The sequence below is a fragment of the Nocardia sp. NPDC004711 genome (assembly GCF_053601595.1).
The window spans coordinates 115484-141467 of record NZ_JBSGCB010000016.1 but is presented as its reverse complement, the minus strand read 5'-3'; the positions used below and the strand labels follow the sequence as shown (position 1 = coordinate 141467).

General features: G+C 66.4%; 26 protein-coding genes, 2 tRNA genes and 1 pseudogene. 10 read left to right on the top strand and 19 right to left on the bottom strand.

Annotated features, from left to right (window positions below):
• Positions 1-63: 63 nt before the first annotated feature.
• The 4 genes from ACWEKS_RS18380 to ACWEKS_RS18365 form a co-directional block, all read right to left on the bottom strand.
• Positions 64-816, bottom strand: a complete 753-nt coding sequence (locus tag ACWEKS_RS18380; RefSeq protein WP_452341224.1) for an amino acid ABC transporter ATP-binding protein — start codon at positions 814-816, stop codon at positions 64-66.
• A 90-nt stretch (positions 817-906) separates the two neighbouring features.
• Positions 907-1857 carry an amino acid ABC transporter permease gene (locus ACWEKS_RS18375; RefSeq protein WP_354846108.1) on the bottom strand — a complete coding sequence of 317 codons (951 nt, stop codon included), beginning with the start codon at positions 1855-1857 and terminating at the stop codon, positions 907-909.
• Positions 1858-1863: 6 nt separating this feature from the next.
• Positions 1864-2772 (bottom strand): ABC transporter substrate-binding protein, encoded by a 909-nt coding sequence (locus ACWEKS_RS18370; protein WP_452341183.1) that lies wholly within the window; start codon positions 2770-2772, stop codon positions 1864-1866.
• A gap of 153 nt (positions 2773-2925) precedes the next feature.
• Positions 2926-4011, bottom strand: a complete 1086-nt coding sequence (locus ACWEKS_RS18365; RefSeq protein WP_452341182.1) for an isocitrate/isopropylmalate dehydrogenase family protein — start codon at positions 4009-4011, stop codon at positions 2926-2928.
• 89 nt (positions 4012-4100) lie between these two features.
• On the opposite strand from ACWEKS_RS18365, the gene ACWEKS_RS18360 reads away from it, so the two are divergent.
• Positions 4101-4616, top strand: coding sequence for a 2'-5' RNA ligase family protein (locus ACWEKS_RS18360; protein WP_452341181.1), 516 nt, complete (start codon positions 4101-4103; stop codon positions 4614-4616).
• 81 nt (positions 4617-4697) lie between these two features.
• Positions 4698-5063 carry a thioredoxin gene (trxA, locus tag ACWEKS_RS18355; protein WP_120739276.1) on the top strand — a complete coding sequence of 122 codons (366 nt, stop codon included), beginning with the start codon at positions 4698-4700 and terminating at the stop codon, positions 5061-5063.
• 144 nt (positions 5064-5207) lie between these two features.
• Here trxA and ACWEKS_RS18350 read toward each other — a convergent pair whose 3' ends face one another.
• From ACWEKS_RS18350 to polA, 3 genes are all read right to left on the bottom strand, one after another.
• On the bottom strand, positions 5208-5639 hold the full coding sequence (locus ACWEKS_RS18350; protein ID WP_379389778.1) for a 2-isopropylmalate synthase: 432 nt from the start codon (positions 5637-5639) through the stop codon (positions 5208-5210).
• A gap of 91 nt (positions 5640-5730) precedes the next feature.
• A complete protein-coding gene (locus ACWEKS_RS18345) occupies positions 5731-5874 on the bottom strand; it encodes a hypothetical protein (RefSeq protein WP_452341180.1) in 144 nt (47 codons plus the stop codon).
• A 337-nt stretch (positions 5875-6211) separates the two neighbouring features.
• A complete protein-coding gene (gene polA, locus ACWEKS_RS18340; protein WP_452341179.1) occupies positions 6212-8971 on the bottom strand; it encodes a DNA polymerase I in 2760 nt (919 codons plus the stop codon).
• Between the two features lie 122 nt (positions 8972-9093).
• On the opposite strand from polA, the gene ACWEKS_RS18335 reads away from it, so the two are divergent.
• Positions 9094-9166 (top strand) — tRNA-Trp (locus ACWEKS_RS18335).
• A gap of 62 nt (positions 9167-9228) precedes the next feature.
• On the opposite strand, the gene ACWEKS_RS18330 is transcribed toward ACWEKS_RS18335, so the two are convergent.
• The 6 genes and pseudogenes from ACWEKS_RS18330 to ACWEKS_RS18305 all read right to left on the bottom strand — a co-directional run bounded on the left by ACWEKS_RS18330 (position 9229) and on the right by ACWEKS_RS18305 (position 15460).
• Entirely contained in the window at positions 9229-9924 is a 696-nt protein-coding gene (locus ACWEKS_RS18330) for an ABC transporter ATP-binding protein (protein ID WP_364619648.1), read from the bottom strand.
• A 171-nt stretch (positions 9925-10095) separates the two neighbouring features.
• Positions 10096-11037: pseudogene (locus tag ACWEKS_RS18325) on the bottom strand (ABC transporter ATP-binding protein); the annotation flags it as partial.
• Positions 11034-12266, bottom strand: a complete 1233-nt coding sequence (locus tag ACWEKS_RS18320; protein ID WP_452341178.1) for a branched-chain amino acid ABC transporter permease — start codon at positions 12264-12266, stop codon at positions 11034-11036. The gene ACWEKS_RS18320 and the pseudogene ACWEKS_RS18325, both read right to left, overlap by 4 nt.
• Complete coding sequence (locus ACWEKS_RS18315; protein ID WP_452341177.1) at positions 12263-13303, bottom strand: branched-chain amino acid ABC transporter permease; 1041 nt, start codon at positions 13301-13303, stop codon at positions 12263-12265. The genes ACWEKS_RS18320 and ACWEKS_RS18315 overlap by 4 nt, the downstream gene beginning before the upstream one ends.
• Positions 13304-13378: 75 nt before the next feature.
• On the bottom strand, positions 13379-14590 hold the full coding sequence (locus ACWEKS_RS18310; RefSeq protein ID WP_452341223.1) for a branched-chain amino acid ABC transporter substrate-binding protein: 1212 nt from the start codon (positions 14588-14590) through the stop codon (positions 13379-13381).
• Between the two features lie 246 nt (positions 14591-14836).
• Entirely contained in the window at positions 14837-15460 is a 624-nt protein-coding gene (locus tag ACWEKS_RS18305; RefSeq protein ID WP_387460346.1) for an ANTAR domain-containing response regulator, read from the bottom strand.
• A 222-nt stretch (positions 15461-15682) separates the two neighbouring features.
• Between ACWEKS_RS18305 and ACWEKS_RS18300 the strand changes: the two genes are divergently transcribed.
• A tRNA-Leu gene (locus ACWEKS_RS18300) sits at positions 15683-15769 on the top strand.
• 226 nt (positions 15770-15995) lie between these two features.
• On the opposite strand, the gene ACWEKS_RS18295 is transcribed toward ACWEKS_RS18300, so the two are convergent.
• Positions 15996-16406 carry a winged helix-turn-helix transcriptional regulator gene (locus ACWEKS_RS18295; RefSeq protein ID WP_452341176.1) on the bottom strand — a complete coding sequence of 137 codons (411 nt, stop codon included), beginning with the start codon at positions 16404-16406 and terminating at the stop codon, positions 15996-15998.
• Positions 16407-16512: 106 nt separating this feature from the next.
• Here ACWEKS_RS18295 and ACWEKS_RS18290 point away from each other — a divergent pair, with 106 nt between their 5' ends.
• From ACWEKS_RS18290 to ACWEKS_RS18265, 6 genes are all read left to right on the top strand, one after another.
• Positions 16513-17001, top strand: a complete 489-nt coding sequence (locus ACWEKS_RS18290) for an SRPBCC family protein (RefSeq protein WP_452341175.1) — start codon at positions 16513-16515, stop codon at positions 16999-17001.
• A 547-nt stretch (positions 17002-17548) separates the two neighbouring features.
• On the top strand, positions 17549-18550 hold the full coding sequence (locus ACWEKS_RS18285) for a glycosyltransferase (RefSeq protein ID WP_452341174.1): 1002 nt from the start codon (positions 17549-17551) through the stop codon (positions 18548-18550).
• Between the two features lie 279 nt (positions 18551-18829).
• Positions 18830-19159, top strand: coding sequence for a hypothetical protein (locus tag ACWEKS_RS18280; RefSeq protein ID WP_452341173.1), 330 nt, complete (start codon positions 18830-18832; stop codon positions 19157-19159).
• Positions 19160-19304: 145 nt separating this feature from the next.
• Positions 19305-19982, top strand: a complete 678-nt coding sequence (locus ACWEKS_RS18275) for a phenylacetaldoxime dehydratase family protein (RefSeq protein ID WP_452341172.1) — start codon at positions 19305-19307, stop codon at positions 19980-19982.
• Between the two features lie 60 nt (positions 19983-20042).
• Positions 20043-20732 (top strand): arsenate reductase/protein-tyrosine-phosphatase family protein, encoded by a 690-nt coding sequence (locus ACWEKS_RS18270; RefSeq protein WP_452341171.1) that lies wholly within the window; start codon positions 20043-20045, stop codon positions 20730-20732.
• 193 nt (positions 20733-20925) lie between these two features.
• Complete coding sequence (locus ACWEKS_RS18265) at positions 20926-21288, top strand: hypothetical protein (RefSeq protein ID WP_379425958.1); 363 nt, start codon at positions 20926-20928, stop codon at positions 21286-21288.
• A gap of 153 nt (positions 21289-21441) precedes the next feature.
• On the opposite strand, the gene ACWEKS_RS18260 is transcribed toward ACWEKS_RS18265, so the two are convergent.
• From ACWEKS_RS18260 to ACWEKS_RS18240, 5 genes are all read right to left on the bottom strand, one after another.
• A complete protein-coding gene (locus ACWEKS_RS18260; protein WP_379402199.1) occupies positions 21442-22305 on the bottom strand; it encodes an acyl-CoA thioesterase in 864 nt (287 codons plus the stop codon).
• A gap of 61 nt (positions 22306-22366) precedes the next feature.
• Complete coding sequence (pyk, locus tag ACWEKS_RS18255) at positions 22367-23791, bottom strand: pyruvate kinase (RefSeq protein WP_364619557.1); 1425 nt, start codon at positions 23789-23791, stop codon at positions 22367-22369.
• 90 nt (positions 23792-23881) lie between these two features.
• Entirely contained in the window at positions 23882-24550 is a 669-nt protein-coding gene (locus ACWEKS_RS18250) for an amino acid ABC transporter permease (RefSeq protein WP_452341170.1), read from the bottom strand.
• A gap of 21 nt (positions 24551-24571) precedes the next feature.
• Positions 24572-25327, bottom strand: coding sequence for a transporter substrate-binding domain-containing protein (locus ACWEKS_RS18245; RefSeq protein WP_452341169.1), 756 nt, complete (start codon positions 25325-25327; stop codon positions 24572-24574).
• 190 nt (positions 25328-25517) lie between these two features.
• Positions 25518-25979 carry an NINE protein gene (locus ACWEKS_RS18240; protein ID WP_452341168.1) on the bottom strand — a complete coding sequence of 154 codons (462 nt, stop codon included), beginning with the start codon at positions 25977-25979 and terminating at the stop codon, positions 25518-25520.
• Positions 25980-25984: the final 5 nt, after the last annotated feature.

Genomic DNA, 25984 nt, shown 5'->3' with positions numbered 1-25984 from the left:
GCTGTCACCGCGGGGAATTCGGGTGAATTCCGCCGGGGACAGCTCCCTGATCGTGTTGTGCGCCTACAGAATGCGCGACAGGAAGGCCTTGGTCCGGTCGTGCTGGGGGTTGGCGAGCACCTCGCGCGGGTTGCCCGCCTCGACGACGACACCGCCGTCCATGAAGACCAGCTGATCGGCCACCTCACGGGCGAAGCCCATTTCGTGGGTCACCACGATCATGGTCATGCCGGATGCCGCGAGTTCTCGCATGACGCCGAGGACCTCGCCCACGAGTTCAGGGTCCAGCGCCGAGGTGGGCTCGTCGAAGAGCATGAGCTTGGGGTCCATGGCCAGGGCCCGCGCGATGGCCACGCGCTGCTGCTGACCGCCGGAGAGCTGGGCGGGGTAGGCATCGGCCTTGTCCGCCAACCCGACTCGGTCCAGCAGCTCCCGGGCCCGGGCGACCGCGGCGGGGCGCTTGAGCTTCTTGACCTGGGTCGGCGCCTCGATGATGTTCTCCAGCGCCGTGCGGTGCGGGAACAGGTTGAAGTGCTGGAAGACCATGCCGATGTCGCGGCGCTGCTTGGCGGCATCGCGCGGGTGCAGCTCGTAGAGCTTGCCGGCCTTCTCGCGGTAGCCGACCAGATCGCCGTCCACATAGAGCCGTCCGGCATTGATCTGCTCGAGATGGTTGATGCAGCGCAGGAAGGTGGACTTGCCGGAACCGGACGGACCGATCAGGCAGAGCACTTCGCCGCGCTTCACCTCCAGCGTGATGCCCTTGAGCACCTTGAGTGCGCCGAAGTTCTTGGCGACCTGGTCGGCGCGCACCATGGGCACGCCCGAAGGCGGCAGCGCGTCTTCGACGAGCGGAATCGGATCCTTGGAGAACGACATCGAGTCCTCGGACATATCAGCGTTCACCTATCCCGTTCCGCCGGCGACTTGCGCCTGAGCCAAGGCGCGCAACTGCTTTGCCGTCAACTGCCGCGACGAACCCCGCGAGTAGTACCGCTCCAGGTAGTACTGGCCGATCATGAGCACGCTCGTGATGAGCAGGTACCAGGTGGCGGCCACCAGCAGCAGCGGAATCGGCTGGAAGTTGATGCTGTAGATGTCGCGGGCCCGGCCGTAGAGGTCGGTGGTGAGCGGGATGGCCGTCACCAGCGAGGTGGTCTTCAGCATGGAGATCAGCTCGTTGCCGGTGGGCGGGATGATCACCCGCATGGCCTGCGGCAGCACCGTGCGGGTCATGGTCTGCGACCACGACATGCCCAGCGCCACCGACGCCTCGCGCTGCCCCTCGCCCACGGAATTGATCCCGGCGCGCACGATCTCGGCCATGTAGGCCGCCTCGTTGAGACCCAGGCCGATCATGGCGAAGAAGAACGGCGCGGACCAGTGCTGCACATCGAAGTGCGTCAGCGACGGCCCGAACGGCACGCCCACGGTCACGGTCTTGTACAGCGAGGGGAACAGACCCCAGAACACCAGCTGCACATAGACCGGGGTACCGCGGAAGATCCACAGGTACGCCCACGCCACCGAGCGCAGCACCGGATTGGGCGACAACCGCATGACCGCCAGCAACACACCCAGCACCACGCCGATCACCATGGCCAGCACGGTCAGTTCCAGAGTGACCAACGCACCCTTGGCGATTCGCTTGTCACCCAGGTACTTGAAGTAGGTGTCCCAGTGGTACGCCTCGTTGGTCTTGGCGCCCCAGACGAACAGGGCCAGGGCAATCAGAATGATCGCGGCGGCGATCCACCGGCCCGGCCGTCGCAGCGGAATCGCTTTGATCGGCTCGGGCTCGGTGCTCGCGACCGCCGACGCAGCCGAGGCTGCGGAATTGGTCTCGTCCTGCGACATAATTCTTTAGCTCGTCGCCCCGTTGATGCCCGACTTGGTGATCGCGCCCTCCTGGACACCCCAGTTCTCGGCGATCTTCTTGTACTGCCCGTTGTCCATCAGGTACTGCACGGCTTCCTGCAGCACCGGCGCGAGCGGCGAGCTCTTCTTGACCGGCCAGCCGTAGGGCGCGGAGTCGAAGATCTTGCCGGCCGCCTCGATCTTGTCGCTGGCCTGCTTGATGGCGTACGCGGTCACCGGGGAGTCGGCGGACATGGCGTCGACCTGACCCTGCACCAGCGCGTTGGCGGCGGCGGACTGCTCGTCGTAGGCGACCTTCTGGATCTCCGGCTTGCCCGCGTCGGTGCAGGCCTTGGACTTGGCCGGGATCTCGTCGGTGTCCTGAACGGTGGTGCGCTGCACCGCGACTCGCTTGCCGCAGGCATTGTTCGGGTCGACCGGCTTGCCCTTCTGCTGGGCCCACTGGCTGCCCGCGGAGAAGTAGTCGACGAAGTCGGCGGTGGCCTCGCGCTCCTTGTTGTCGGTGAAGGAGGACATGCCGAGATTGAAGGTGCCCGCCTCGATGGAGGGGATGATCTTCTCGAAGTCGGCTTCCTTGTAGTCGGCCGACAGGCCCAGCACCTTGGCGACCGCGTCCATCAGATCGACGTCGAAGCCGACGATCTTGCCGCTGCTCGGATCCCGGTACTCGTTGGGCTGATAAGGCACGTTCACACCGACGATCAGCTTGCCGGAGGACTTGATGTCGGCGGGCACCTTGGCGGCGATGGTGTCGACCTTGGTCACATCGACCTTGGCCACAGCGGGGCCGCTGGACTCGGAATTGCTGGTACACGCGGTCAGCGCGAGAGCGCCGCCGGCAACGACGACAGCGGCCCGCAGGACACGCCCGCGAAGAGAGTTACGAACAGACACAGCAGTCCTCCACAGTTCGGGTGCGCGACATCCGGGTGTCGCCCGCCGTTTGAAATGTAAGCGAGTGACACCGTCCGTGTCGGTCGGTAACCGAACATTAATCGGCGACACGCCATCGCGTGGCCGAACACGCCCGGTCCCGGAAGTGCGCGCTCACCAGCGGTGCAGCCGGGCGCGCACCTGCTCGGTGAATTCGGAGGTAGAGGCTAGCCCACCCAAATCGGACGTCGCAACACCGGCCCGCAACGTATCCGCAACCGCGTGTTCCATCCGGTCGCCCACTCGCCGCAGGGCGCTGTAGCGCGGGGTCCGGCTCATCCAGCGCAACATGCCCGCGGCGGAGTTGAACAGCGCCACCGGATTCGCGCGATTGTGCCCGGCCAGCGTGGGGGCCGCGCCGTGCACGGCCTGCGCCATGATCTGCGTGTCCGAACAGTTCACCGACGCCGCCATGCCGAGCGAACCGCTCAGCTCCCCCGCCAGATCGGAAAGGATGTCGCCGAAGAGGTTTTCGGTGACGATCACGTCGTAGTCCTGGGGCGCGCGGACCAGATGCGCGGCCGCCGCGTCGACGTGCTCGTCACCCACCTCGATGTCGGGATACTGCGCAGCCACCTCGTAGCAGACGTCGCGGAACATGCCCATGGTCATGGGCAGCACGTTCGCCTTGTGCACGATGGTCACCTTCTTCGAGCGCTCACCCGCGATCTCGAAACTCAGATGCGCGATGCGTTCGATCGCCGGGCGGGTGAACACGCCGACGGCCAGCGCCACGTCCGGCGACGGCTGGAATTCGCCGGAGCCCGCGGCCATATTGCGGTCGGCGTAGAGGCCCTCGGTGTTCTCGCGCAGGATCAGCAGATCCATGTCGGGGGCGACCGAGCGCACGCCCTCGAGGGTGCGGGCCGGGCGGATATTGGCGTAGAGCCCGAAGCGTTTGCGCACCGCCCCTGCCGGCGGCAGGCCCGTGCGGTGCTCGGGCGCGTAGGAGGCGCTGTCGTGCGGGCCCATGATCCAGGCGTCCAGTCCGGCCAGCCCGTCGAGGGTCTGCTCGGGTACCGGGTTGCCGTACTGCTCGATCGCCGCGTGTCCCAGCGGCAGCGTCACCCATTCCACCGGCGGCAGACCCGTGGCATGGAAGGCGTCGTCGACCACATCCCGGGTGGCGCGCACGATTTCCGGGCCGATACCGTCGCCCTCCAACAGGCCCAGGCGTACTCGAGTGTCGCTGTCGCTCATGGGAGCCATCCTCGCGCAACCCCCACGGCGGCGGCGCTCCGGCACACGGCCGCGCGTGTTTCGAGATCTCGGCGTAGGTTCGGGACACCATGGTGCAATCGGTGGAGCTGGTGCTCGACGTGACGGCCGAGGCCGAGGTGCGGCGGCAGTGGGCGCTGCTGCGCGAAATCGGATTGCACGCGCCCGGGCCCGAGCACCGGCCGCACATCACCCTCGCGGTCGCCTCCGAGATCTGGCCGCGACTCGATAAAGTCTTGGCGCGCCAGGAGTTTCGGCCCTTTCCGATCCGGCTGGGCGGACTGCTGGTGTTCGGCGCACGCACGCCCATTCTGGTCCGGGCCGTGGTGCCCTCCGCAGCACTGATCGCCCTGCAGCACAGGCTGTTCCGCGTCATCGAGGAGTGCCCGGGCATTCCCGCCAACGTGCGCCCGGACATCTGGACGCCGCACGTCACGCTCGCGCGGCGGCTGCGGCCGGGACAACTCGAGGCGGCGCTCGACGCGGTGGCCTGGGACAAGGACTTCCGGGCTACCGTAGAGGGCATCCGTCGATGGGACGGTGACCGGCGTGACGAGTGGCCCGTTTCCGGGACCGAACGACTCTGAACGACCGACCGGCCGATCAGCCAGGGAAGATAACCAGCGGGCCCCGTGTTGGACCGGGGGACATCGATACGAGAGGAAACCATGGCCACCCAGACCCTGACCGAGCAGAACTTCGACGAGGTAGTCACCGGCAACGACGTCGTTCTCGTCGACTTCTGGGCATCGTGGTGCGGCCCCTGCCGCAGCTTCGCCCCGACCTTCGAGAAGTCGTCGGAGACACACCCCGACGTGGTGCACGGCAAGGTGGACACCGAAGACCAGCAGGGCCTGGCCGCCGCCGCCAATATCCGCTCGATCCCGACCATCATGGCCTTCCGCGAGGGCGTGCTCGTCTTCGCCCAGCCCGGCGCGCTGCCCCCGGCCGCCCTCGAGGACCTGGTCACCCAGGTGAAGGCCCTCGACATGGACGAGGTCCGCAAGCAGATCGCCGAGCAAGAGTCGAAGTAGGCCGCGCTCCCCGCGAACTCAGCGCCGCAACGCCGGAAGGAGTTGCGGCGCTTGGCTTTTCAGCCGACATCTCAAGGCTTTCAGCAGACATTTCATGCAACCCGGCCCCGCTGCCTCAGCAGCGGGGCCGGGTTCCTGCTTCGCTCAGAAGTGCGAACCGAGCCGGTTGATGCCGGCGATCATGGCGCGGATGGTGGATTCGGCCGGATCGTCGGCGAGGGCGGCGCCCCAGCCGCGGCGGCCGTTGAACTCGCACTGGATGAAGGTGGCCATGCCGTCCGCGGTGCGGCGCTGGTGGAACGCGAGGATCTCCACCGGGTAGCCCTCGTCGTAGAGGGCCGAGGTCAGCGCCGCCACCGGGCTGCCCGTCGCCACGACGGTGCGCAGGTGATCGGCGATCTCCAGGGTGGCCGTGCCGGCGCGGTGGCCGATCGGGGTCCAGTCGCTGAGCTTGACCGGGCCCGTCGGGGCGCAATACCGGTCGTGGAACTCGGCGGGGGTCAGGCCGATGCACTCGGTCCGCAGACTCGCGGGGGCAGCGGCGATGAACGTGGCGGTATCAATGGTGATGGTCATTGAACTAGGTCTTCCCGACTTCTTCCGAAGAAAGTGACAGAGGGGACCAGCAAGAAAAGTTCATTCGGCCGCAGCGAGGGGCCGGTCCGAATCAGACCCCGCTACGGCGGAGAACTACGAGTACGCGCGCGCCAGCCACACTCGCGGTGAGCGAAATGAGCGCGGCGCGGTCGCGGTCGGCGACTTCGAGCGCTGCGCTGCGGCTGTAGGCGGGATTCGGCACGAAGTCGAGCATAGGGGGACACCCTCGCAATGGCAACCATATTCGCAATCGACCCATGAGTAACTTCGCCGCAGGTCACCGGATATGCGACGGGCACCACACCGGCCGAGAAAGAGTGCGAGCAAACACCATGGGGCCCGCAGACATCCGATACGTGAACATGCCCAGCTCACGGCCGGTCCGCCTCCCCGAAACTTCAGCGGACGGCAGTGTGCCGTCGGAGTCACACACCCGTGCCTGCGGTCAGGCGGGTACCCGAATTTCGGACGTACCCGGCGAGCTACCCATGGCGCAGCGAAATCAGTTGCTACGCGCCGAACGCCTCGACAGCGCCGGCCGCGCTTGCCTCCTAGTGCGCGGCCGAATCCCAGCTGCGGCCCACACCCACCGAGACCTCGAGCGGCACCGAGAGTTCGATGGCATGGGACATGTGCTCGCGCGCAAGCGATTCCAGTTGCTCGCGCTCGCCGGGAGCGACCTCGAAGACGAGTTCGTCGTGAATCTGCAAGAGCATCCGGGACTTCAGCCCGGCCGCCCGGATCGCCTGCTGGGTGTCGATCATGGCGACCTTGATGATGTCGGCCGCCGTGCCCTGGATGGGGGCGTTGAGGGCCATCCGCTCGGCGGCCTCGCGACGCTGCCGGTTGCTGGAATCCAGATCCGGCAGATAGCGGCGGCGGCCGAAGAGGGTCTCGGTGTAGCCGGTCTTGCGGGCCTGCTCGACAGCGTCGCGCAGATAGTCGCGGATGGCGCCGAAACGGTTGAAGTAGATGTCCATCTGGACCTTGGCCTCGTCGGCGCTGATCTTCAACTGCTGGGACAGACCGTAGGCGGACAGGCCGTAGGCCAGGCCGTACGACATCGCCTTGATGCGGCGGCGCAGTTCCGGATCCACGTCGGAGATGGGGATGTCGAAGGCCTTGGAGGCGACGAAGTTGTGCAGGTCCTCGCCGGAGTTGAAGGCCTCGATCAGGCCCTCGTCCTTGGAGAGGTGGGCCATGATCCGCATTTCGATCTGGCTGTAGTCGGCGGTCATCAGCGACTCGTAGGCGGTGACACCGTCGGAGCCCGCCCCGGTGCCCACCACGAAGGTGTCGCGGATGCGGCGGCCCATATCGGTGCGGATCGGGATGTTCTGCAGGTTGGGCTCGGTCGAGGAGAGCCGGCCCGTGGCCGCGACCGTCTGATTGAAGGTGGTGTGGATGCGGCCGTCGTCGGCGACCGATTTGAGCAGCCCGTCCACGGTCACCTTCAGCCGGGTGGCGTCGCGGTGCTCGAGCAGGTGCTGCAGGAACGGGTGCTGGGTCTTCTCGTAGAGACCCTCGAGCGCGTCGGCGTCGGTGGTGTAGCCGGTCTTGGTGCGCTTGGTCTTCGGCATGTCGAGCTCGTCGAACAGCACCACCTGCAGCTGCTTGGGCGAGCCCAGGTTGATCTGCCTGCCGATTTCACCGTAGGCGGCGTTCGCGGCGTCGGCGACGCGGTCGGCGAAGTCTCGCTGCAGCTCTTCCAGCTGGGCCGTGTCGACGGCGATGCCCGCGGCCTCCAGATCGGCCAGCACGCTCAGCAGCGGGAGTTCCATATCGCGCAGCAGGGCGGTGGACTCGATGCGCTCGAGTTCGGTGTCGAACGCGTCGGCGAGGTCGGAAACCGCACGGGCGCGCAGCATCTGGGCATTGGCGACCTCGGCGTCGACCTGCTCCTCGTCGTCGAGCAGCGACAGCTGGCTCTCGCCCACATTGTCGACGCGCAACTCCCGGCTCAGGTAGCGCAGCGACAGGTCCTCCAGGTTGAAGGTGCGCTGGCCGGGCAGGATCAGGTAGGCGGCCAGCGCGGTGTCGCTGGTGAGCCCGCCCAGCTGCCAGCCGCGGCCGCGCAGCGCGTGCATGGCGGTCTTGGCCTCGTGCAACGCCTTCGGGATCTCGGCGGCGGCGAGCCAGGCGCCCAGCGCCTTCTCGTCCTCCGGGGTGAGGGTGTGCACGTCGATGTAGGCGCCCTCGCCGGCGGCGGCGGCCAGCGCGATGGCCTGGGTGTCGCCGTTGATCGGCGAACCGGTGCCGACCACGGAAACACCGTGCCGCACACCGGTTCCGGCGTGCTCGGCCAGCCAGTCCGCGACGGTACCGGCCGCGAGGGTGCTGCCGCTGATCTCGAAACCGGCCTCGGCCTCGGGCTCCACCGGAGCCAGGGTGTCGAAGAGGCGATCGCGCAGGACGCGGAACTCCAGCTCGTCGAACAGGCGGTGGATCTTCTCCCGGTCCCACGGCTGCACGGCCAGCTGCTCCGGGGTGTAGGGCAGCGGCACGTCCTTCACCATCTCGGTGAGCTGACGGTTGAGCACGACGCTGGACAGGTTGGCGCGCAACGCGTCTCCGACCTTGCCCTTGACCTTGTCCACCTGGTCGACCAGCGTGGCCAGATCACCGTATTCGCGCACCCACTTGGCGGCGGTCTTCTCCCCCACACCCGGGATGCCGGGCAGATTGTCGCTCGGGTCGCCGCGCAGCGCCGCGAAGTCCGGATACTGCTGCGGGGTGAGCCCGTACTTCTCCTCCACCGCCGCCGGGGTGAACCGGGTCAGCTCGGAGACGCCCTTCTTCGGGTAGAGGACGGTGACGTTGTCATTGACCAGTTGCAGCGAATCGCGGTCACCGGTGACGATGAGCACCCGGAAACCCTCGGGTACGGCCTGCGTGGTGAGGGTGGCGATCAGATCGTCCGCCTCGTATCCCTCGATGGCCATCACCGGAATCCCCAGTGCCCCCAGCACTTCCTGGGTGGTCTCCACCTGGCCCCGGAACTCGTCGGGCGTGCTGATCCGGTTCGCCTTGTACTCGGGGAACGCCTCGGTCCGGAAGGTCTTCCGGCTCACGTCGAACGCCGCCGCCACATGCGTGGGCTTCTCGTCCCGCAGCAGATTGATCAGCATCGCCGTGAATCCGTACACGGCATTGGTGGTCTGCCCGCTCTGCGTCTTGAAGTTCTCCGCCGGCAGCGCGTAGAACGCGCGATAGGCCAGCGAATGCCCATCCAGCAGCAGCAGGGTCGGCTGCTCCCCGGACGCAGATGCGGGCACAACACCAGGACGCTGATCAGTAGAGGCAGGGGTCACCCGACAGAGTCTAGGTATCCCCTCCGACATCCGTGGGCAGCGGGCATACTCGGCCCGTCGCCGCAGGTCAGCAAAACCGATTTCATCGCGGCCGGGCTACCTGGTAGCGTATGCCCTCGCCAAGGGGTGTAGCTCAATTGGCAGAGCAGCCGTCTCCAAAGCGGCAGGTTGCAGGTTCGATTCCTGTCGCCCCTGCAGAAGGCTTCGGGCCGGTCACCGGAAGGTGACCGGCCCGAATGCTTTTCGGGGCCCGGGCGTCAGCCGACGCCGAGGTAGGCGGATTTGACGGCGGGGTCGTGCAGGAGGGCCCGGCCGCCGCCGGTTTTGGTGACCTCGCCGGTTTCCAGGATGTAGGCGCGGTCGCTGCGGGTCAGCGCCTGCTGGGCGTTCTGCTCGACCAGCAGGACCGTGGTGCCCTGGGCGTTGATATCGGCGATGATGCGGAAGATCTGCTGGATCACCATGGGGGCCAAGCCCATTGACGGCTCGTCGAGCAGCAGCAGCTGGGGGCGGGCCATGAGGGCGCGGCCGATGGCCAGCATCTGCTGTTCGCCGCCGGAGAGGGTGCCGCCCACCTGGCGCCGGCGTTCGAGCAGTCGCGGGAACAGCTCGTAGACCCAGTCCAGGGTGTGGGTGTAGTCGGCCTTGGCCTTGAACGGTCGTGCGTGGCAACCCATGTCGAGGTTTTCCTGGACCGTCATGCCGGGGAAGACGCCCCGGCCCTCGGGGGCCTGGATCAGGCCCGCTACGACGCGTTCGTGGGCCTTCATGCGGGTGATGTCGCGGCCCTGGAACATGATGCGGCCGCGGGAGAGCGGCAGCAGGCCGGACAGGGCACGCATGGTGGTGGTCTTGCCCGCGCCATTGGCGCCCAGCAGGGTCACCAGCTCGCCCTGGCCGACCGACAGCGAGATGCCGTGCAGGGCTTGGATTCTGCCGTAGTTGACCACCATGTCCTCGACCGTCAGCAGGGGCTGATCGGACGGGGTGTCCGGCACATCCGGCACTGGGATGGGCTTGGCCAGGCCCGGAATCGGTTGTGCGCCAGACATGCCCGGGTTCACCTCGGCGCCGGCGGCCGACGCGGCTGCGGCCTGCTCGGCGCCGCTGTCCGCGGCCTCCGCCTCGTCGGGCACGCCCAGATACGCGTTGATCACCGCCGGGTCCTGGCGGATCTGGTCCGGCAGCCCGTCGGCGATCTTGCGGCCGAACTCGAGCACCACGATGCGGTCGGTCACGCCCATGACCAGCCGCATGTCGTGCTCGATGAGCAGCACGGTGTAGCCGTCGTCGCGGATCTTGCGGATCAGATCCATGAGCGCCGACTTCTCGCTCGGGTTGAAGCCGGCGGCCGGCTCGTCCAGGCACAGCAGTTTCGGTTCCGTCGCCAGCGCGCGGGCGATCTCCAGGCGGCGCTGATCGCCGTAGGAGAGATTGCGCGCCTTCTCCACCGCGTGCGCGGCGATGCCGACGAATTCCAGGAGCGCCATGCCTCTTTCGAGCGAGTCGCGCTCCTCGCTCCGGTGCCGGGCGGTGCGGAAGATGGCGCCCGGGACCGAGGTCCGGTGCCGGGCGTCCGCGCCCACCACCACGTTCTCCAGCGCGGTCATCTCACCGAAGAGCCGGATGTTCTGGAAGGTGCGCGCGATACCCAGGCGGGTGATCTCGTTGCGCTTGGTCTTGGTGAGCGGCTTGCCGTCGAAGTAGACGGTGCCGCCCGACGGCCGGTACACGCCGGAGATGGCGTTGAAGCAGGTCGTCTTGCCCGCGCCATTGGGTCCGATGAGCCCGAGGATCTCGCCGCGGCGGATCTCGAAGCTCACGGCGTCCAGCGCGGTGAGACCACCGAACTTCACCGTCAGCCCGTCGGTGCGCAGCAGCGGCGCGCCGATCGCGGTCTCGATCTCCCGGTGCGGCGCAACGACTTCCGCGACCACCTCGTGGTCCTTGTAGACCGGCAGCACCTCGGTCACGTCCAGCGTGCCCGCGCTGGGCTCGACCTCCGGCGCCGCGTACCCGGCCGCCATGTCCTCGTTGTCGAAGAGCGCGTCGCCCGGCCCCGTCATTGCCCCGCTCCCGTCGCCTGCGCTGCCACCACCGGCCGTCGCACCGCCCGATACACCTGCCGCCCGTAGGCGAGCAGTTTCTGCCGAGCCGGGAACAGACCCTGCGGCCGGAAAATCATCACCACCACCAGCGTGAGTCCGAAGAACAGATACTTGTAGTCGCCCAGCGACTGCCCGCCCACGTTCACCGACATGAACCGGTTGGGCAGATACACGATCAGGAACGCACCGACGATCACGCCGAGCTTGTTGCCCTGGCCGCCCAGCACCACCGCGCACAGGAACAGCATCGAGTTGATGACGTTGAATCCGGCCGGGTTGATGAACTGCACCTGGCCCGCGTACAGCGCGCCGGACAGGCCGCCGATGGCCGCGCCGATGGTGAAGGCCCACAGTTTGAACTTGAAGGTGGGCACGCCCATGATCTCGGCGGCGTCCTCGTCCTCGCGGATGGCCACCCAGGCGCGGCCGACACGGCTGCGCTCGAGATTGCCGACCAGCATCAGCACGCCGACCACCAGCACGATGCCGAGCCAGTACCACCAGGTGCCGGAGTTGGCCCGGTCCAAGGGATTCCAGCTGCTCGTGTCGCCCAGGTTGCCGGAGGAGAAATAACCGCCGGGGTGACTGTCCGACTCACCGAGCTTCGGATACTGGATCCGCGACAGCCCGAGGCTGCCATTGGTGATCTCGGGCAGATTGTCGGCCAGCAGCCGCACGATCTCACCGAAGCCGAGGGTCACGATGGCGAGGTAGTCGCCACGCAGGCGGAGGGTGGGCGTGCCCAGGATGAGTCCGGAGATGGCCGTCAGCAGAATCGCGATCGGCACACACGCCAGCCACGCCCACTTGGGGTCGAGGAAGCCGCCGTTGGTCTGATTCCACGGGCTGTTCGGGCTGGTGAGCAGACCCACCGAATACGCGCCGACCGCGTAGAAGCCGACATAACCGAGGTCGAGCAGACCCGCCTGTCCCACAACCACATTCAGGCCGATGGCGATGAGGGCGTACATGGCGAACTGCGCCATCACCCCGCCGAAACTGGTGCCGGGGGTGTCCAGCAGCGGCAGCTTGAACAGCGGCAGCACGGCCAGCACGATGACCGCCGGTACGCCGAACGCCCACTGCGCGGGACGGGACAGCCCGCCCCACCAGTTGCGGATGGCGTCGCCGACGCCCCGTCCGGCGGGCGAATGCTGTGGCACGGGGGCCGGTTTCGTCGTCGTCATGCCCGCGCCCTCCCCAGGCTCTCGCCCAGAATGCCGGTCGGGCGAATCATCAGCACGCCGACCAGCACCACGAAGGCCACCACATCACGCCACTGCGTGCCGAACAGGATCTGCCCGTAGTCCTCGGCCAGACCCAGCAGCAGGCCGCCCAGCAGCGCGCCGCGCAGGTTGCCGATGCCGCCCAGGACCGCGGCGCTGAACGCCTTGATGCCCAGAATGAATCCGCCGTTGTAGATGATGCCGTTGGGGATCTTGAGCGTGTACAGCAGCGCGGCCGCACCCGCGAGCACGCCGCCGATGAGGAAGGTCAGCATGATGACCCGCTCCCGGGAGACGCCCATCAGCGTGGCGGTATCGGGGTCCTGCGCCACCGCGCGAATGCTGCGGCCGAATTTCGTTTTATTGATGAGCAATTCGGTGGTGAGCGCGAGCGCGATCGCCGCCAGCACGATCACCAGCGAGATATTCGTGACCGAGGCGCCGAAGATCTGGAATTGCTCGGTGGGCTTCACCAGCACGATCGGCTGCTGCGCATTGGTGCCGCCGAGCTTGTTGCTGGTCAGCTTCGGCAGCACGTAGTGCACGAATTCCTGCAGTACGAACGACATTCCGATCGCGGTGATCAGGAAGATCAGCGGTTTCGCGCCGCGTTTGCGCAGCGGGCGGTACGCGACCCGCTCCAGGCCCACCGCGGCCGCGCCGGAGACCAGCATGCCGAAGACCATGGCGGCGCCGAGATAGATGACGGTCGAGACGACGCCCTGGGAATACACATCGCCACTGGCGGCGAATCCGAAGACCATCAGCCCGACCAGCTGGCCGAACATGCCCAGCATGAAAACTTCTGAATGGGCGAAATTGATCAGGCGCAACACACCGTAGACCAGTGTGTACCCGACCGCGACCAGGGCGTAGATCGAACCGTAGGTCAAACCTTCGACGGTCAGCCGCCAGAATTGATCGACTACGCCGGAGACATTGAATTCGATGGAACTGCTCGCGAGGAGGGTCACATCGGCCAGAGCGGGTGAAGACATTCGTTACTTTCGCCGTCCGAGGAAAACAGCGTGCGCCGAAAACGATTCGGCACACGCTGTTCCGAATAGTGAGTGCTACTTGACCTGGTACATCCAGATCAAAGCGTTCGCCAATTCACCGGTGGGGCCCCACTTGTATTCGCGGGCCAGGCCCTGGCCGTCGTAGTTGCGCACGAAATCGACCAGATCGGGGCGGGTGACCTTACCGGCCTCGATGCCCTTGAGCACGATGGTGGTCAGGTCGTAGCCCTCGGTCGAATAGGTGCCCGGGTCATAGTTGTTGAATGCCTTGTAGGCGGTGGTGAACTTGTCCGTCGCCGGACCACACGGGCACGACAGCAGCGCATCCTTGGAGGCATTGCCCGCCTGCTTGACGAATTCGACGTCCTTGGTGCCGTCATCGGAGATGAAGGTCGCGGTCACGCCGCCATTGCGCAGCTGGCTGACCAGCGGGGACGCCTCGGCGTAGTAGCCGGCGTAGAAGATGGCGTCCGGCTTGGCCGAGGCCATCTTGGACACCGTCGCGGAGAAGTCCTTGTCCTTCTGCTTCACGTTGGCCGCGCAGCTCGGGTCGGCGATCGAGCCCAGGCCCTCGGTGACGGTCTTGGCCAGGCCGGTGCCGTAGTCCGAGTCGTCGGCGATGACGCAGATCTTCTTGAACTTGCCGGTGCCCTTGAGGTATCCGGCCACCGCCGGACCCTGGATGCCATCGTTGCCCAGGCCGCGGAAGAAGTTGTTCCAGCCGTTGGTGGTGAGGGTGACGTTGGTGGCCGACGGCGTCAGCGACAGCAGATTGGCCTGGTTGAGGATCGCGCCGGTCGCCTTGGTCTCACCGGAGAAGGTCGGGCCGATCAGGGCCACGATCGACGGATCGCTGACGATGGTCGGGATGACCTGGGTGGCCTTCTGCGGGTCGCCCTCGGTGTCGAATTCCTTGACCGTCACCTGACAGCCCGGGTTGGCCTTGTTGTGCTGGTCCAGCGCCAGTTTCACGCCGCGGATGATATTCAGGCCGAGGTTGGCGTTGTCACCGGTGAGCGGGCCCGCCATCGCGATCGTCTGGGATGCGCATTTCCCCTTGCCGTCGCCGGCCGGATCCGCGGCCGCGCTGGTGTCCTTCGCCGGAACTTCCTTGCCCTGGCCATCCACCTGCACGAGAGGCTGAATGGTCAGATTCGAGCCGCCACCCGAATTATCCGTTGATTTGCTACTGCATCCCGCCGACGCCAGAGCGAGTACGGCCGCCGCTCCGATGACCACCGCTCGCGCCGTGCGACTGCGTCGCAGGGACGACGTGCGCGTCAATGAACCAAGCACGATTCACCTCATGTTCTGTGCTCCCCCGGGGTGACCGAGGAGGGCCGCCCCATCGATCGGCCCGTCCAGAACATAGCCCCGCCACGTTAGCTCCGCATCACATTCGAACCATCCATGTAACATCGCAACAAAAGCAGAAGGCCCTGCTGTTACCGCACTGTTAATTCCTCCAGTGCTTTAGCGGCAACAACAGGGCGACGACGTGGCTAATGCGGCTTACTTCGGCGTGAGGTTCTCCAGCACCACTTCCGCGACCGCCTTCATGGTGGTGCGACGATCCATGGCCGTGCGCTGAATCCACTTGAACGCCTGCGGCTCGGACAGCCCCTGGGTCTGCATCAGCACACCCTTGGCACGCTCGACCAGCTTGCGGGTCTCGAGCCGGTCGGTCAGATTCGCGACCTCGCTCTCGAGCGCCGCGATCTCATGGAATCGCGAGGCGGCCAATTCGATGGCCGGCACCAGATCCGACTTGGTGAACGGCTTCACCAGGTACGCCATCGCGCCCGCGTCGCGCGCCCGCTCCACCAGGTCGCGCTGGCTGAAGGCGGTCAGGATGACCACCGGCGCAACGCGTTTCGACGCGATCTCGGCCGCCGCGTCGATGCCGTCCCGACGCGGCATCTTCACGTCCATGATCACCAGATCCGGCCGCAGCTCCTCGGCGAGATCCACGGCCTGCTGACCGTCTCCCGCCTCACCCACCACGTGATAGCCCTCCTCCGAGAGCATCTCCACCAGGTCCATCCGGATGAGCGCCTCGTCCTCGGCAACCACCACCCGCTTGGGGGCGGACGCTGCAGCGTCCTTCTTCGAACCGCCCCCTGCTGTCGTTCCCATAGATGAACCCCTGTCGCTTCCGAATACCGATACCCGATGCCACCTCGCCTTGCGCCACCCTCGCAGGACCAGCACGCATCGAGTCACCCCAAAGAGTACCGTTCACCCGCCCCCACAACCCACGTACCCAGCGCAAACCGACCAGTATCACAACCCGGCAGTCCCCCGACCCCCTCGATTAGTCTCTTCCCCCCTCCACCCGCTATCATTTCTTCCCGGTGCGCCGGGTTGGCGGAACTGGCAGACGCGACGGTCTCAAAAACCGTTGTCCGAAAGGACGTGTGGGTTCGAGTCCCACACTCGGCACCACGGTCGATCCCGACTCCAGGGATCATCTTCCGGCACTCCCCCGAACTGATATGCGGCGGAGTGTCCGGTTGCGGCAAGACTTCGATGATCCGAAGATTGTGCGGCGCAATGTCTTCCGCCTGATTCATCTTCGCCCGGTCGTCCTGTGGAAAAGTGCCCGGGACCGGTCCGCCTGCCGTTGCCGACAGCCGGTACCGATGGGGAAAACGTTGAGAATCAACCGGATTCAGCCCTCCTGGGCGGATTCGGCATGCTTCTCGTCGTAACGCTGCCGTGCGGCTGCGACCTGTGGCGAGTATTCGATAATCGTGGACAGCAGTTCGCCGAGTGAGTCGACGACTGCCTCGCCGGTCGGGGTAAGGCTGTATTCAACGTGAGATGGAATGGAACGCAACAGTTTCCGATCCACCACGCCGTCACGCTCGAGGACCTTCAAGGTCTGCGACAACCTGCGCTCGCTGACGCCGCCCACGGTGCGCTTGAGTTCGTTGTAGCGGAGCGTGCCATCGCGCAGCGCGATCAGAATGAGTAGCGACCAGGTGTTGGCAATGGTGTCGAAGGCCTCCCGCACGGTGCCCGCACGCGCGAGCACCTCACCGACCGATACTCGACGCCCCGGCCGTCGTTCGTCACCCATCGCTCCCACGCTCCTTTCCGCGCATGCAGCCTACACTTTGCGGGTACACCCAGATCGCATGTACTCTCATTTTGAGAGCGCTATTTCTTCCAAGGAGGTCTATGACATGGGCACCGAGTACAACGACTGGACCGTGGGCGACAGCAACACCGTCACCTTCCATGCCCCCGCCCACGCCGTCTTCGATCTGGTGACACAGGCCCGCTTCTGGCCCGAATGGCACGTCGCCAGCCACGACGTCGGTGGCGTCACCGAACGCCCCTACCGCGTCGACGATGTGATCTACGAACACGGCCGCCTCGAGGACGGCAGCGAACAACATCTCTACTGGCGCGTAGTCGACCAGGAGTACGCCAAGTCCTCCCTGATCGTCGACGACAACGTCGGCGCGGGCCTGCGGTACTCGCTCACCGAGAACGGCGACGGCACCACCACGTTCACCCGCCGCACGCTCTACCACCCCGACTCCCCGTTCTCCCCCGCCCAGCGCGCCCTCGTCGCCGAAGCCAGCGCCGAAAGCGTCCAGGGTCTGCACCGTCACATCACCGCGCTCCTGGACAAAGAGCACAGCAGCGTCCCCGCAGCCTCCGCATAAACGACCACCGCGGGCGGCCGTTGCCGAGGGTCCCCCGCGAGCGCGCGGACCTCCGAAGGAGCCCCTGACTGGTGAGGTTGCGCATTCCACCGTCGCCGGTTGCGGTCGATCATTCGGACCACTCGGGCGTCCGTTCGGCCACGCAGACGACGGACTACACCCCCGGCAGCGAATGTGCCGCCGAATCCGGCTGATGGACAACGAATTCGCCGCGTCGTTCAGCGAGCGAGGCGGACCATCGCAAGTTCGCATTCGATGCAATTGGTGGCACTTGCATTAATCGGAGGAAATCCAACGAAGTTCGCGTAGTCGCCGAAGGCCAGTCCCCAAAATGAGATCACCCGCGGCGTCCGCGCCAGCCTCGCGGCAGTCCAAGGCGAAGTGACGGCCACCGAAATCGACTGCGGTACAGGTCGTCTGGCATCGCTACGGAACACGCCTTCCCGCGGTGACGCACGACTGCATTCCAGGGCGGGGTTGCGAGAAGTGGTGTCCAGCAGGGGGTTCGGGGATGGTCAACCCTGGGTTGACGCGTTAGGGTGGCGGGATGCGCCTTGTGTTTGCCAGCCTCGCGACTGTGGGGCATGCGTATCCGCTGGTGCCGCTGGCGGTGGCGGCTCGGGAAGCGGGGTGCGAGGTACATTTCGCGGTGGGGGCGGGGATGCACGGGGTGATCGGGCGGCATGGGTTGGGGGCGTTTCGGCCGGGGGATTGTTTTTCCGAGATGTATGCGGCGGATATTGCGGGGGATTTGGAACGGCTGCGGCCGGATCTGGTGATTCATGAGTGGGGGGTGCCGGGGGCGGCGATTGCGGCGCAGCGGGCGGGGATTCCGGCGGTGTGGCATGGGTTCGGGCGGATGTTTCCGGAGGGGATCGGGCTGGAGATGCCGACGCGGATCGCCGGGGTCGAGGGGGTGCCGCATATCGATATTTGCCCGGTCTCGCTGCAGGACAAGGAATTTCTGAAAGAGGAACGGATCGAGTTGCGGCCGGTTCCTTACCCGGAGACGGGGGCGTTGCGGAACATACCGTCGTCTCGGCCACTGATCTACCTGACGCTGGGCACCGTGTTCGGCACACCGGGACTGCTCACGCGGGCCTTGTCGGGGCTCTCTCGGCTCGACGCCCAGGTCATCGTCGCTGCGGGGCGGCTGGATCCGGACGGGCTCGGTGCGCTGCCGGGCAATGTCAGTGTTCACGGCTGGGTGCCGCAGTCCCGGCTACTCCCCCACGTCGATCTCGTGGTGCATCACGGAGGCAGCGGTACCACGCTCGGGGCATTGAATTTCGGAGTGCCGCAACTGGTCCTGCCGCAGGGGGCCGACCAGTTCGCCAATGCGGATGCGCTGGAGGCGGTGGGTGCGGCGATTCAGCTCGGGGCGGGCGAGGTCGACGCGGACACGATCGCCGATCGGGCGGTGCGGTTGCTGGCGCGACGGGGCAATTCTTATCGAGAGGCGGCCGAGGCGGTCGCGGCGGAGATCGCTCGGATGCCCGGGCCGGACGAAGTCGTCGAGCGGCTGCGCGACTACGTCGTGAGCCGATAGGGGGACCGGAGCTCCCATATCAGGGTCGGATGGGGGATAAATCGGGGCGAACAGTCGGATTTCACTACGGCGGGCCGCCGCGTCGCGCATCATCGGTGTCCATAGGTCCGAGAGCATGGTGGAGGTTGCATGCGAATCCCGATATCCACGGTGGCGAAAGTGGGGCCGGCCGGGGTCGGCCTGGTGGCGGCGGTTATGGCGTTGTGCGCTGGGTGCGGGACGGAAACGGGCGGGTCGGCGGTACCAGCCGGGAGCGGATCTACGGCGGGAGAGACGACCGTGGCCAAGTCGACGTCGTCGAAAGCATCGAACCAGCCGTCGGACGGGCTGCCGGCGGCCGCGAACGGGACCGATCTCAGCGCCTGCGCCAACGGCAATTGCGAGGTCCGAGTCGACGGGCCGACCACGATTCCGGTTCCCGGATTCTCCCGGATCAACAATGTCCGGATCGAGCAGATCATCCCGGGCATGGTCACCGCGTCGACGACGGTGTTCGGGTTGCCGGTGTTCAGCTCGACCGCAGTCGGCGGCACCATCGCCCTGAACGGCCTGAACGTGAAGATCGTTGCCGTCCACGGCAACTCGGCCGTGCTGCGGCTGAGCACCTAGCAGGCGCGCCGACCGCATCCACGTTCCGGCCGCGCATCGCACGGCGGACTAGACTTCGGGCAGGACGAGGAAACAGCGCCTTCGAACCGCGAGCACAGCGGCGCCGTAGTCCCGCACAGATCAGCGAAACGTGCGGAGGTCACGAATGCGGGTGGAGAGAATGACCGCGGACCTGTCCGAATATCCGGATCTGGTCGTGATCCTGCTCGGAATGCGCGTACGCAAGCCGCGTGGAATCCTGCGGCTGCTGGGCGTCGGCCCCAAGCTGTACCGGTCACATCACGACATGCCGGACGGGCTCCTGTCACACGAGGATGTGGTGTGGTCGCTGTGGCCGCCGCACTGGGGTGCGCGGCAGTACTGGCGGGATCTGGAGAGCCTGGAACGGTGGACGCGGTCGGACCCGCACCGGCAGTGGTGGCAGCAATTCCTGCGGGATTCCGGCGGCACCGGATTCTGGCACGAAGCCTATTTCGCCAGGGGCGGAATCGATTCCGTGTACGACGATATGTCCGCAGCCACCGGGCTGGCCCGGTTCGCACGAACCGTCCCTGCTCGGGGGCGGTTGTTCTCGACGCGCGGCCGGGTCGGCGACACGGTCCGGGCCGGAGATCGGGCCGTGCCCGAAATCGCGCCCGTGATAACGGAATCCGCGTTGTACGACACGGCGGACACCAATAGCTGTTCGGCTATTGATTTGCCGGACGCGAACGGGCATGCTCACATTCCAGGGGCGTTGACCTGTTGCCGAACGGACACTCCGGTAAACGAGAATCAACATCAGGTGAGCGACATTCGACCGCGCGATGAACATCGCGGTTGAAACGTGTGATTCGGTCACGGAACAGTTTCGAAGCGACAACGGCGGGCATAAGTTATCCGCATGCATGTGTTGTTCGTGTGCAGCGGAAATGTTTGCCGATCCGTCATTGCCGAGCGCCTCACCCTGGCGGTGGCCGCTGAACATGGACTACAGGAGCTGTCCGCCGAGAGTGCCGGCGTACGCGCGCTGGTCGGGTTCCCCGTGGAACCCCTTGCCGCACAGACGATTGTGGGCCTCGGCGGCAATGCCGACAACTTCAAGGCCCGCCGCCTCAAGGCGGAGATGGTGCACCGCGCCGACCTGGTACTGGCCATGACCGAGAAGATTCGCGACCAGGTGCGCGAACTCGTGCCCGAGGCGCTCCCCCGCACCTTCACGCTGCTCGAGGCGTACCGGATCGCCAAGGTCAGCGGCGCGCGCACCGTGGTCGGACTACACGCCGCGCGCAACGATCTCGCGTACGTCGGCCGGGAGAACATCTCCGATCCGGTCGGCCTGTCGCCGCAACAGTTTTGCGATGTCGGCGACCGCATCGCCGAGGCGCTGGTGCCGCTGCTGCTCGCCCTGCACGCCCATCAGCATCCGCAGGCCACGCTGCGCCCGCGCAGCGCCGCGGACGGGCAGCCCCCGCTGCTGGTGATAGACGGCGGCCGGGGCGAGCAGGGCAGGCGAGCCGCGCACCCGCGGCCGGCCGAATACTCCGGGCCGGCAGTCGAACCGACCCGGCACGCGGCGGAATCCGCCGGATAGCAGGCAAATCCGGCAACCGAGCCCTGGACCGTCGCGTGTCAATGCACCTTGCTGCCTGGTTGGTCCGGTAAGGGATTACACTCTCGCGCGGAACACTTATCCGTTCCGCCGAACGCCACTGCCGGTGGTTCGACACAAGAACAGGACCAAGGACATGCCGAAGCGAATTTCGGATGTTTCGCTCCATGTTTACGTGACACCTCAGACCCTGCACCGCGTCACCGAGACGGTGTGCCGGGTGGTCGATGAATACGTCGCCGATCGAGATATCTTCGCGTGGCGCTTCACCCTCCCGGTGGAGTGCGACGAACCCACCCACACTGTGCTCGAAACCCAGTGGCGGCTGGACAATCCCGACGTGGAGCCGGGCACCCGCCGCACCTACGAGATCGCGCTCAGCCTGGTGGGCGAGGCCCGTCAACTGACCAAGGCGGGCATCGCCAAGCTCGAGCAGCGCCTCGTGCTGGAACTGTCCGCCGACGAACCGATCCCCTACATCGTGCACGCCCTGCAGCGCGAGAACTTCGAGCTCGAAGAAAACCGCGAGCTGATTTAGGTCAACTCTCGGGACTGTCCGGCACGCCCATCACCCGGATCGCCCCGCCCCATCAGCTCGAACGCGTCACCGCATCACCTGAAAAGCGCGTCGGGCCGCACCCCGAAGGGCACGGCCCGAGCATGCGTGCGTCGTTGTCCGAGCGATCGTGTGTCAGCGGCGCGCCGGGAAGTGGCGGATCACGCCCTCCTGCACCGTCGTCGCGAGCAGGTCGCCGTTGCGGGCGTAGAAGTGGCCGCGGGCGAGGCCGCGGGAACCCGCCGCCACCGGGGACTCGGTCGCGTAGAGCGACCAGTCGTCGAAGCGGAAGGGCCGGTGGAACCAGATGGAGTGGTTCACCGTGGCCGCGATGATGCGGTCCCAGCCCCAGGACAGCCCGTGCGTGGTGATGATGGAGTCCAGCACCGTGGTGTCGGACGAATATGCCAGCGCCGCAACGTGAATCAGCGGGTCGTCGGGCAGCTGCCCGTCCGTGCGCATCCAGACCCGGTTGTGGCCGAGGCTCTCGCCCTTGCCCTTGAGGATCCAGGCCGGGTCGTTGGTGTAGCGCATCTCGATGGGATGCGGTGCGTCGACGAACATCTGGAGCTTGTCCTCCAGACCCGCGAACGATTCCTCCACGCGCGGAAGGTCGTCCGGCCCCGGGACGTCGGGCAGGGGCGCGCCGTGTTCGAGCCCCTTGCCCCAGTCCTGGAAGGCGGCGAGCATGACGAACAGCTCCTGCCCGTCCTGGTACGCCGTGACCGTGCGGTTGGCGATGGAGCGGCCGTCCCGATGCCGATCGACGTGGTATTCGATCGGCTGCTTCGGGTCACCGCCACGGACGAAGTGCGCGTTGACCGCGTGGATCGGACGCTCCGGACCCACCGTCCGTCCCGCGGCGATGATCGCCTGCGAGACCAGCTGACCGCCGAACGTGCGGCTCCACACCTTCTCGGGATGGTGTCCGAGGAAGATGTCGGGGCCGTTCTCCTCCAGATCGAGCAGGCGCAGCAGCTCCCGCAGATCGTCGGACAGACCGGTCCCCTCGGGGTCCGCGACGACGTCCGAAGACGTCTCGTCCAGCGACGCACTCAAATTAGTGGTCCTCCTCGCCGATGCGATGCACGTGGATCAGGTTGGTGGACCCGACAGTACCCGGCGGCGAGCCGGCCACGATGACCACGAGGTCACCCTTCTTGTACCGGCCGATCGAGAGCAACGCGTTGTCCACCTGGTGGATCATCTCGTCGGTCGTGCCCACCGGAGGAACGATGAACGTTTCCACGCCCCACGTCAAGGCGAGCTGACTGCGAATCGCGGCCTGCGGGGTGAAGGCCAGCAGCGGCAGCGGGGTGTGCAGGCGGGCCAGGCGGCGCACCGTGTCACCGGACTGCGTGAAGGCCACCAGCGCTTTGGCATTCAACCGCTCGCCGATGTCGCGGGCGGCGTAGGAGATGACACCGCGCTTGGTCCGCGGCACGTGGGTCAGCGGCGGCACCCGGGTCGAGGACTCGGATTCCACGGCGTGCACGATGCGGGCCATGGTGCGCACGGCCTCGATCGGGTAGTCGCCGACCGAGGTCTCACCGGAGAGCATGACCGCGTCCGCGCCGTCGAGCACGGCGTTGGCCACGTCGGAGGCCTCGGCGCGGGTCGGGCGGGAGTTGGTGATCATGGACTCCAGCATCTGGGTGGCCACGATGACCGGCTTGGCGTTCTCGCGCGCCATCTGCACCGCGCGCTTCTGCACCAGCGGCACCTGCTCGAGCGGCAGCTCCACGCCGAGGTCGCCGCGGGCGACCATGATGGCGTCGAAGGCCAGCACGATGGCTTCCAGATTGTCGATGGCTTCGGGCTTTTCGAGCTTGCCGATGACCGGCACCCGGCGGCCCACGCGATCCATGATGTCGTGCACCAGCTCCACATCGGAGGGTGAGCGCACGAAGGACAGCGCGATGAAGTCCACGCCCAGGTTCAGGGCGAATTCCAGGTCGTCGATGTCCTTTTCGGACAGCGCGGGCACGGACACGTCCATGCCGGGCAGCGAGACGCCCTTGTTGTTGGAGACGGGGCCGCCCTCGGTGACCCGGCAGATGACGTCGTTGTCCTCGACACGCAGCACGGTCAGCCCGACCTTGCCGTCGTCCACGAGCAGCCGGTCGCCGGGCTTGGCGTCCTTGGCGAGGTGTTTGTAGGTGGTGGAAACCCGGTCGTGAGTTCCTACGATGTCGTCGACGGTGATACGGACTTCCTCGCCGGTGTTCCAGACGGTCTTGCCGTCGCCCTCGAACCGGCCCAGCCGGATCTTCGGGCCCTGCAGGTCGGCGAGGATACCGACAGCGCGGCCGGCCGTATCGCTGGCAGCGCGCACCTTCTTGTAGTTCTCGGCATGATCGGAGTGCTCGCCGTGGCTGAAGTTCAGGCGCGCAACGTCCATGCCACTTTCGACGAGCTCACGAATCCGGTCCTCGGATGACACTGCTGGTCCGAGGGTGCACACAATCTTCGTTCGTCGCATCACGCGTTCAACCCTAGACCTGTGACAACCCTCATGCCGACCCCGGCACACACATATACAGATCTCGTAAGCAGCCGTTCAGCTATCTCACGATCAACGCGCAACGTGCCGGGCCAGACGGGTTTCCAATCGAGTCTGACCGAAGCCGAGGACCAGGCATATTACCCAGTAGTAGATTGCCGCGACGCCATAGAGCGCGAAGAAGTCGAAGGTGGGCGCGGCGGCCATTTGCGCGGTGCGCAGCAACTCGGTCACCAGAATGGTGGAAGCGAGCGACGTGTCCTTCACCAGGGAGATGAGGGTGTTGGACAGCGGGGGCACCGCGATGCGGGAGGCCTGCGGCAGGATGACCAGCCGCAGCGCCTGCGCGTAGTTCATGCCGACCGAGTAGGACGCCTCCCACTGGCCCTGGGCCACCGAAAGGATCGCGGCCCGAATGATTTCCGCCGCATAGCCGCCGACATTCAGGCTGAACGCAATGATGGCCGCCGGAAACGGCTCCAGCACGATATCGAAGGCGGGCAGGCCGAAGAAGATGATGAACAGCTGCACCAGCAGCGGCGTGCCGCGAATGATCGAGATGTAGAAGCGCGCGGCCGCGTGCAGCGGCCATACGCTCGACATCCGGGCCAGCGCCACGAACAGCGCTATCGCCAGGCCGATCACGAAGCTGATGGCGGTCAGCGGCAGCGTCTTGGTGACCGTGGCCTCGAGCATGGGCCAGAGGTTGTGCCGTACCAGCGCCCAGGTGGCGTCGTCCATCGTCGAATTGCCCTGTGCCGCTTACTTGCTGACGTCGGTGCCGAAGTACTTGTCGGAGATCTTGGCGAGGGTGCCGTCGGCGCGGAGTTCGTCGAGTGCCTTGTTGACCTGATCGGTCAGCGCCTGCGAGTCCTTGCGGGCGGCGAAGGCCTGCTTGGAGACCTCACCGGTCTTGCCGACGACCTGGATGGTGCCGGTGCCCTGCTGCTTGGTGTAGGCGTTCACCGCGAGGGTGTCGTTGACGGTGGCGTCGGCACGGCCCGTCTTGAGCAGCTGTACCGCCTCCACGAAGCCGGGGATGGCCTCGACCTTGCAGCCGGCGCCCTTGGCGGTGTCGGCCCAGTTGGAGGTCTCGGACTGGGCGCAGGTCTTGCCGTTCAGATCGGCCAGGGCGTGGACGCCGTCGTTGCCGGTCTTGGTGACGATGACGCCCTCGGAGACGGTGTAGGGCTGGGAGAGCGAATACTTCTGCTCGCGTTCGGGTTTGATGGTGACCTGGTTGGCGATGAGGTCCACGCGCTTGGATTCCAGTGCGGCGAACAGCGAGTCCCAGGGGGCGGTGGTGAATTCCACCTTCTTGCCGATCTTGTCGCCAACGGCCTTGATGACGTCGACGTCGTAGCCGGTGAGGGCGCCGTTGTCCTGGTAGGTGAACGGGGAGTAGTTGCCCTCGGTGCCGACTTTGAGCGTGTTCGCGTCATCCTTGGTCGAGCTGCATGCGACGAGCCCTGCGGCGGCGACAACGGCGAGCATGACGGCGGCGAGCTTACGGCGCACGGCGGGGACCTCTCCTCGGGCGTGGCTGACCACGCGACGAAACAACCGACAAAGGGTACGCCGCGGACCGACCGGACGGCACGGCAACCATCATGATGCGCGAAACGCTGGCGCGAAATCGCGCCCGATGATATGCGCGAACGGCCGCCACCCGGTCGGGTGGCGGCCGTCGGACGCGGAAGTAGCGCCGTCAGTCGCGCAGTGGACGTCCCTGCAGGTCGGGGACCTTGCCGGTGAGCATGAGAATGCCGTCGATCAGCGACCAGACCCCGCAGCCGCCGCAGGTGATCAGCTGCAGCACACCGATCGTGGTGTAGCCCAGGTAGAACCGGCCGACACCGAAGTGCCCGATGAAGATCTGCAGCAGGCCCGCGGTGAGCTTGCTCTTGTCCGAGAACGGAACTCCGAATTGGTCGCGGCCGAACGGCGCTTCCGGGTCACCGCCGTAGGGCCCGGCCGGGCCCGGGATCGGATACGGCATCGGTTGGTCGTACGGCTGACCCGGCTGCCCGTACGGCTGACCCGGTTGGGCGTAGGGCTGCTGGCCCGGGTACGGCTGCTGACCGTAGGGCTGCCCGTACTGCGGGCCGGTGCCGGGAACGCCGTACTGCGGCCCGTCCTGCATCGGCGGCTTGTCGAATGGGTCGGTCACTCACG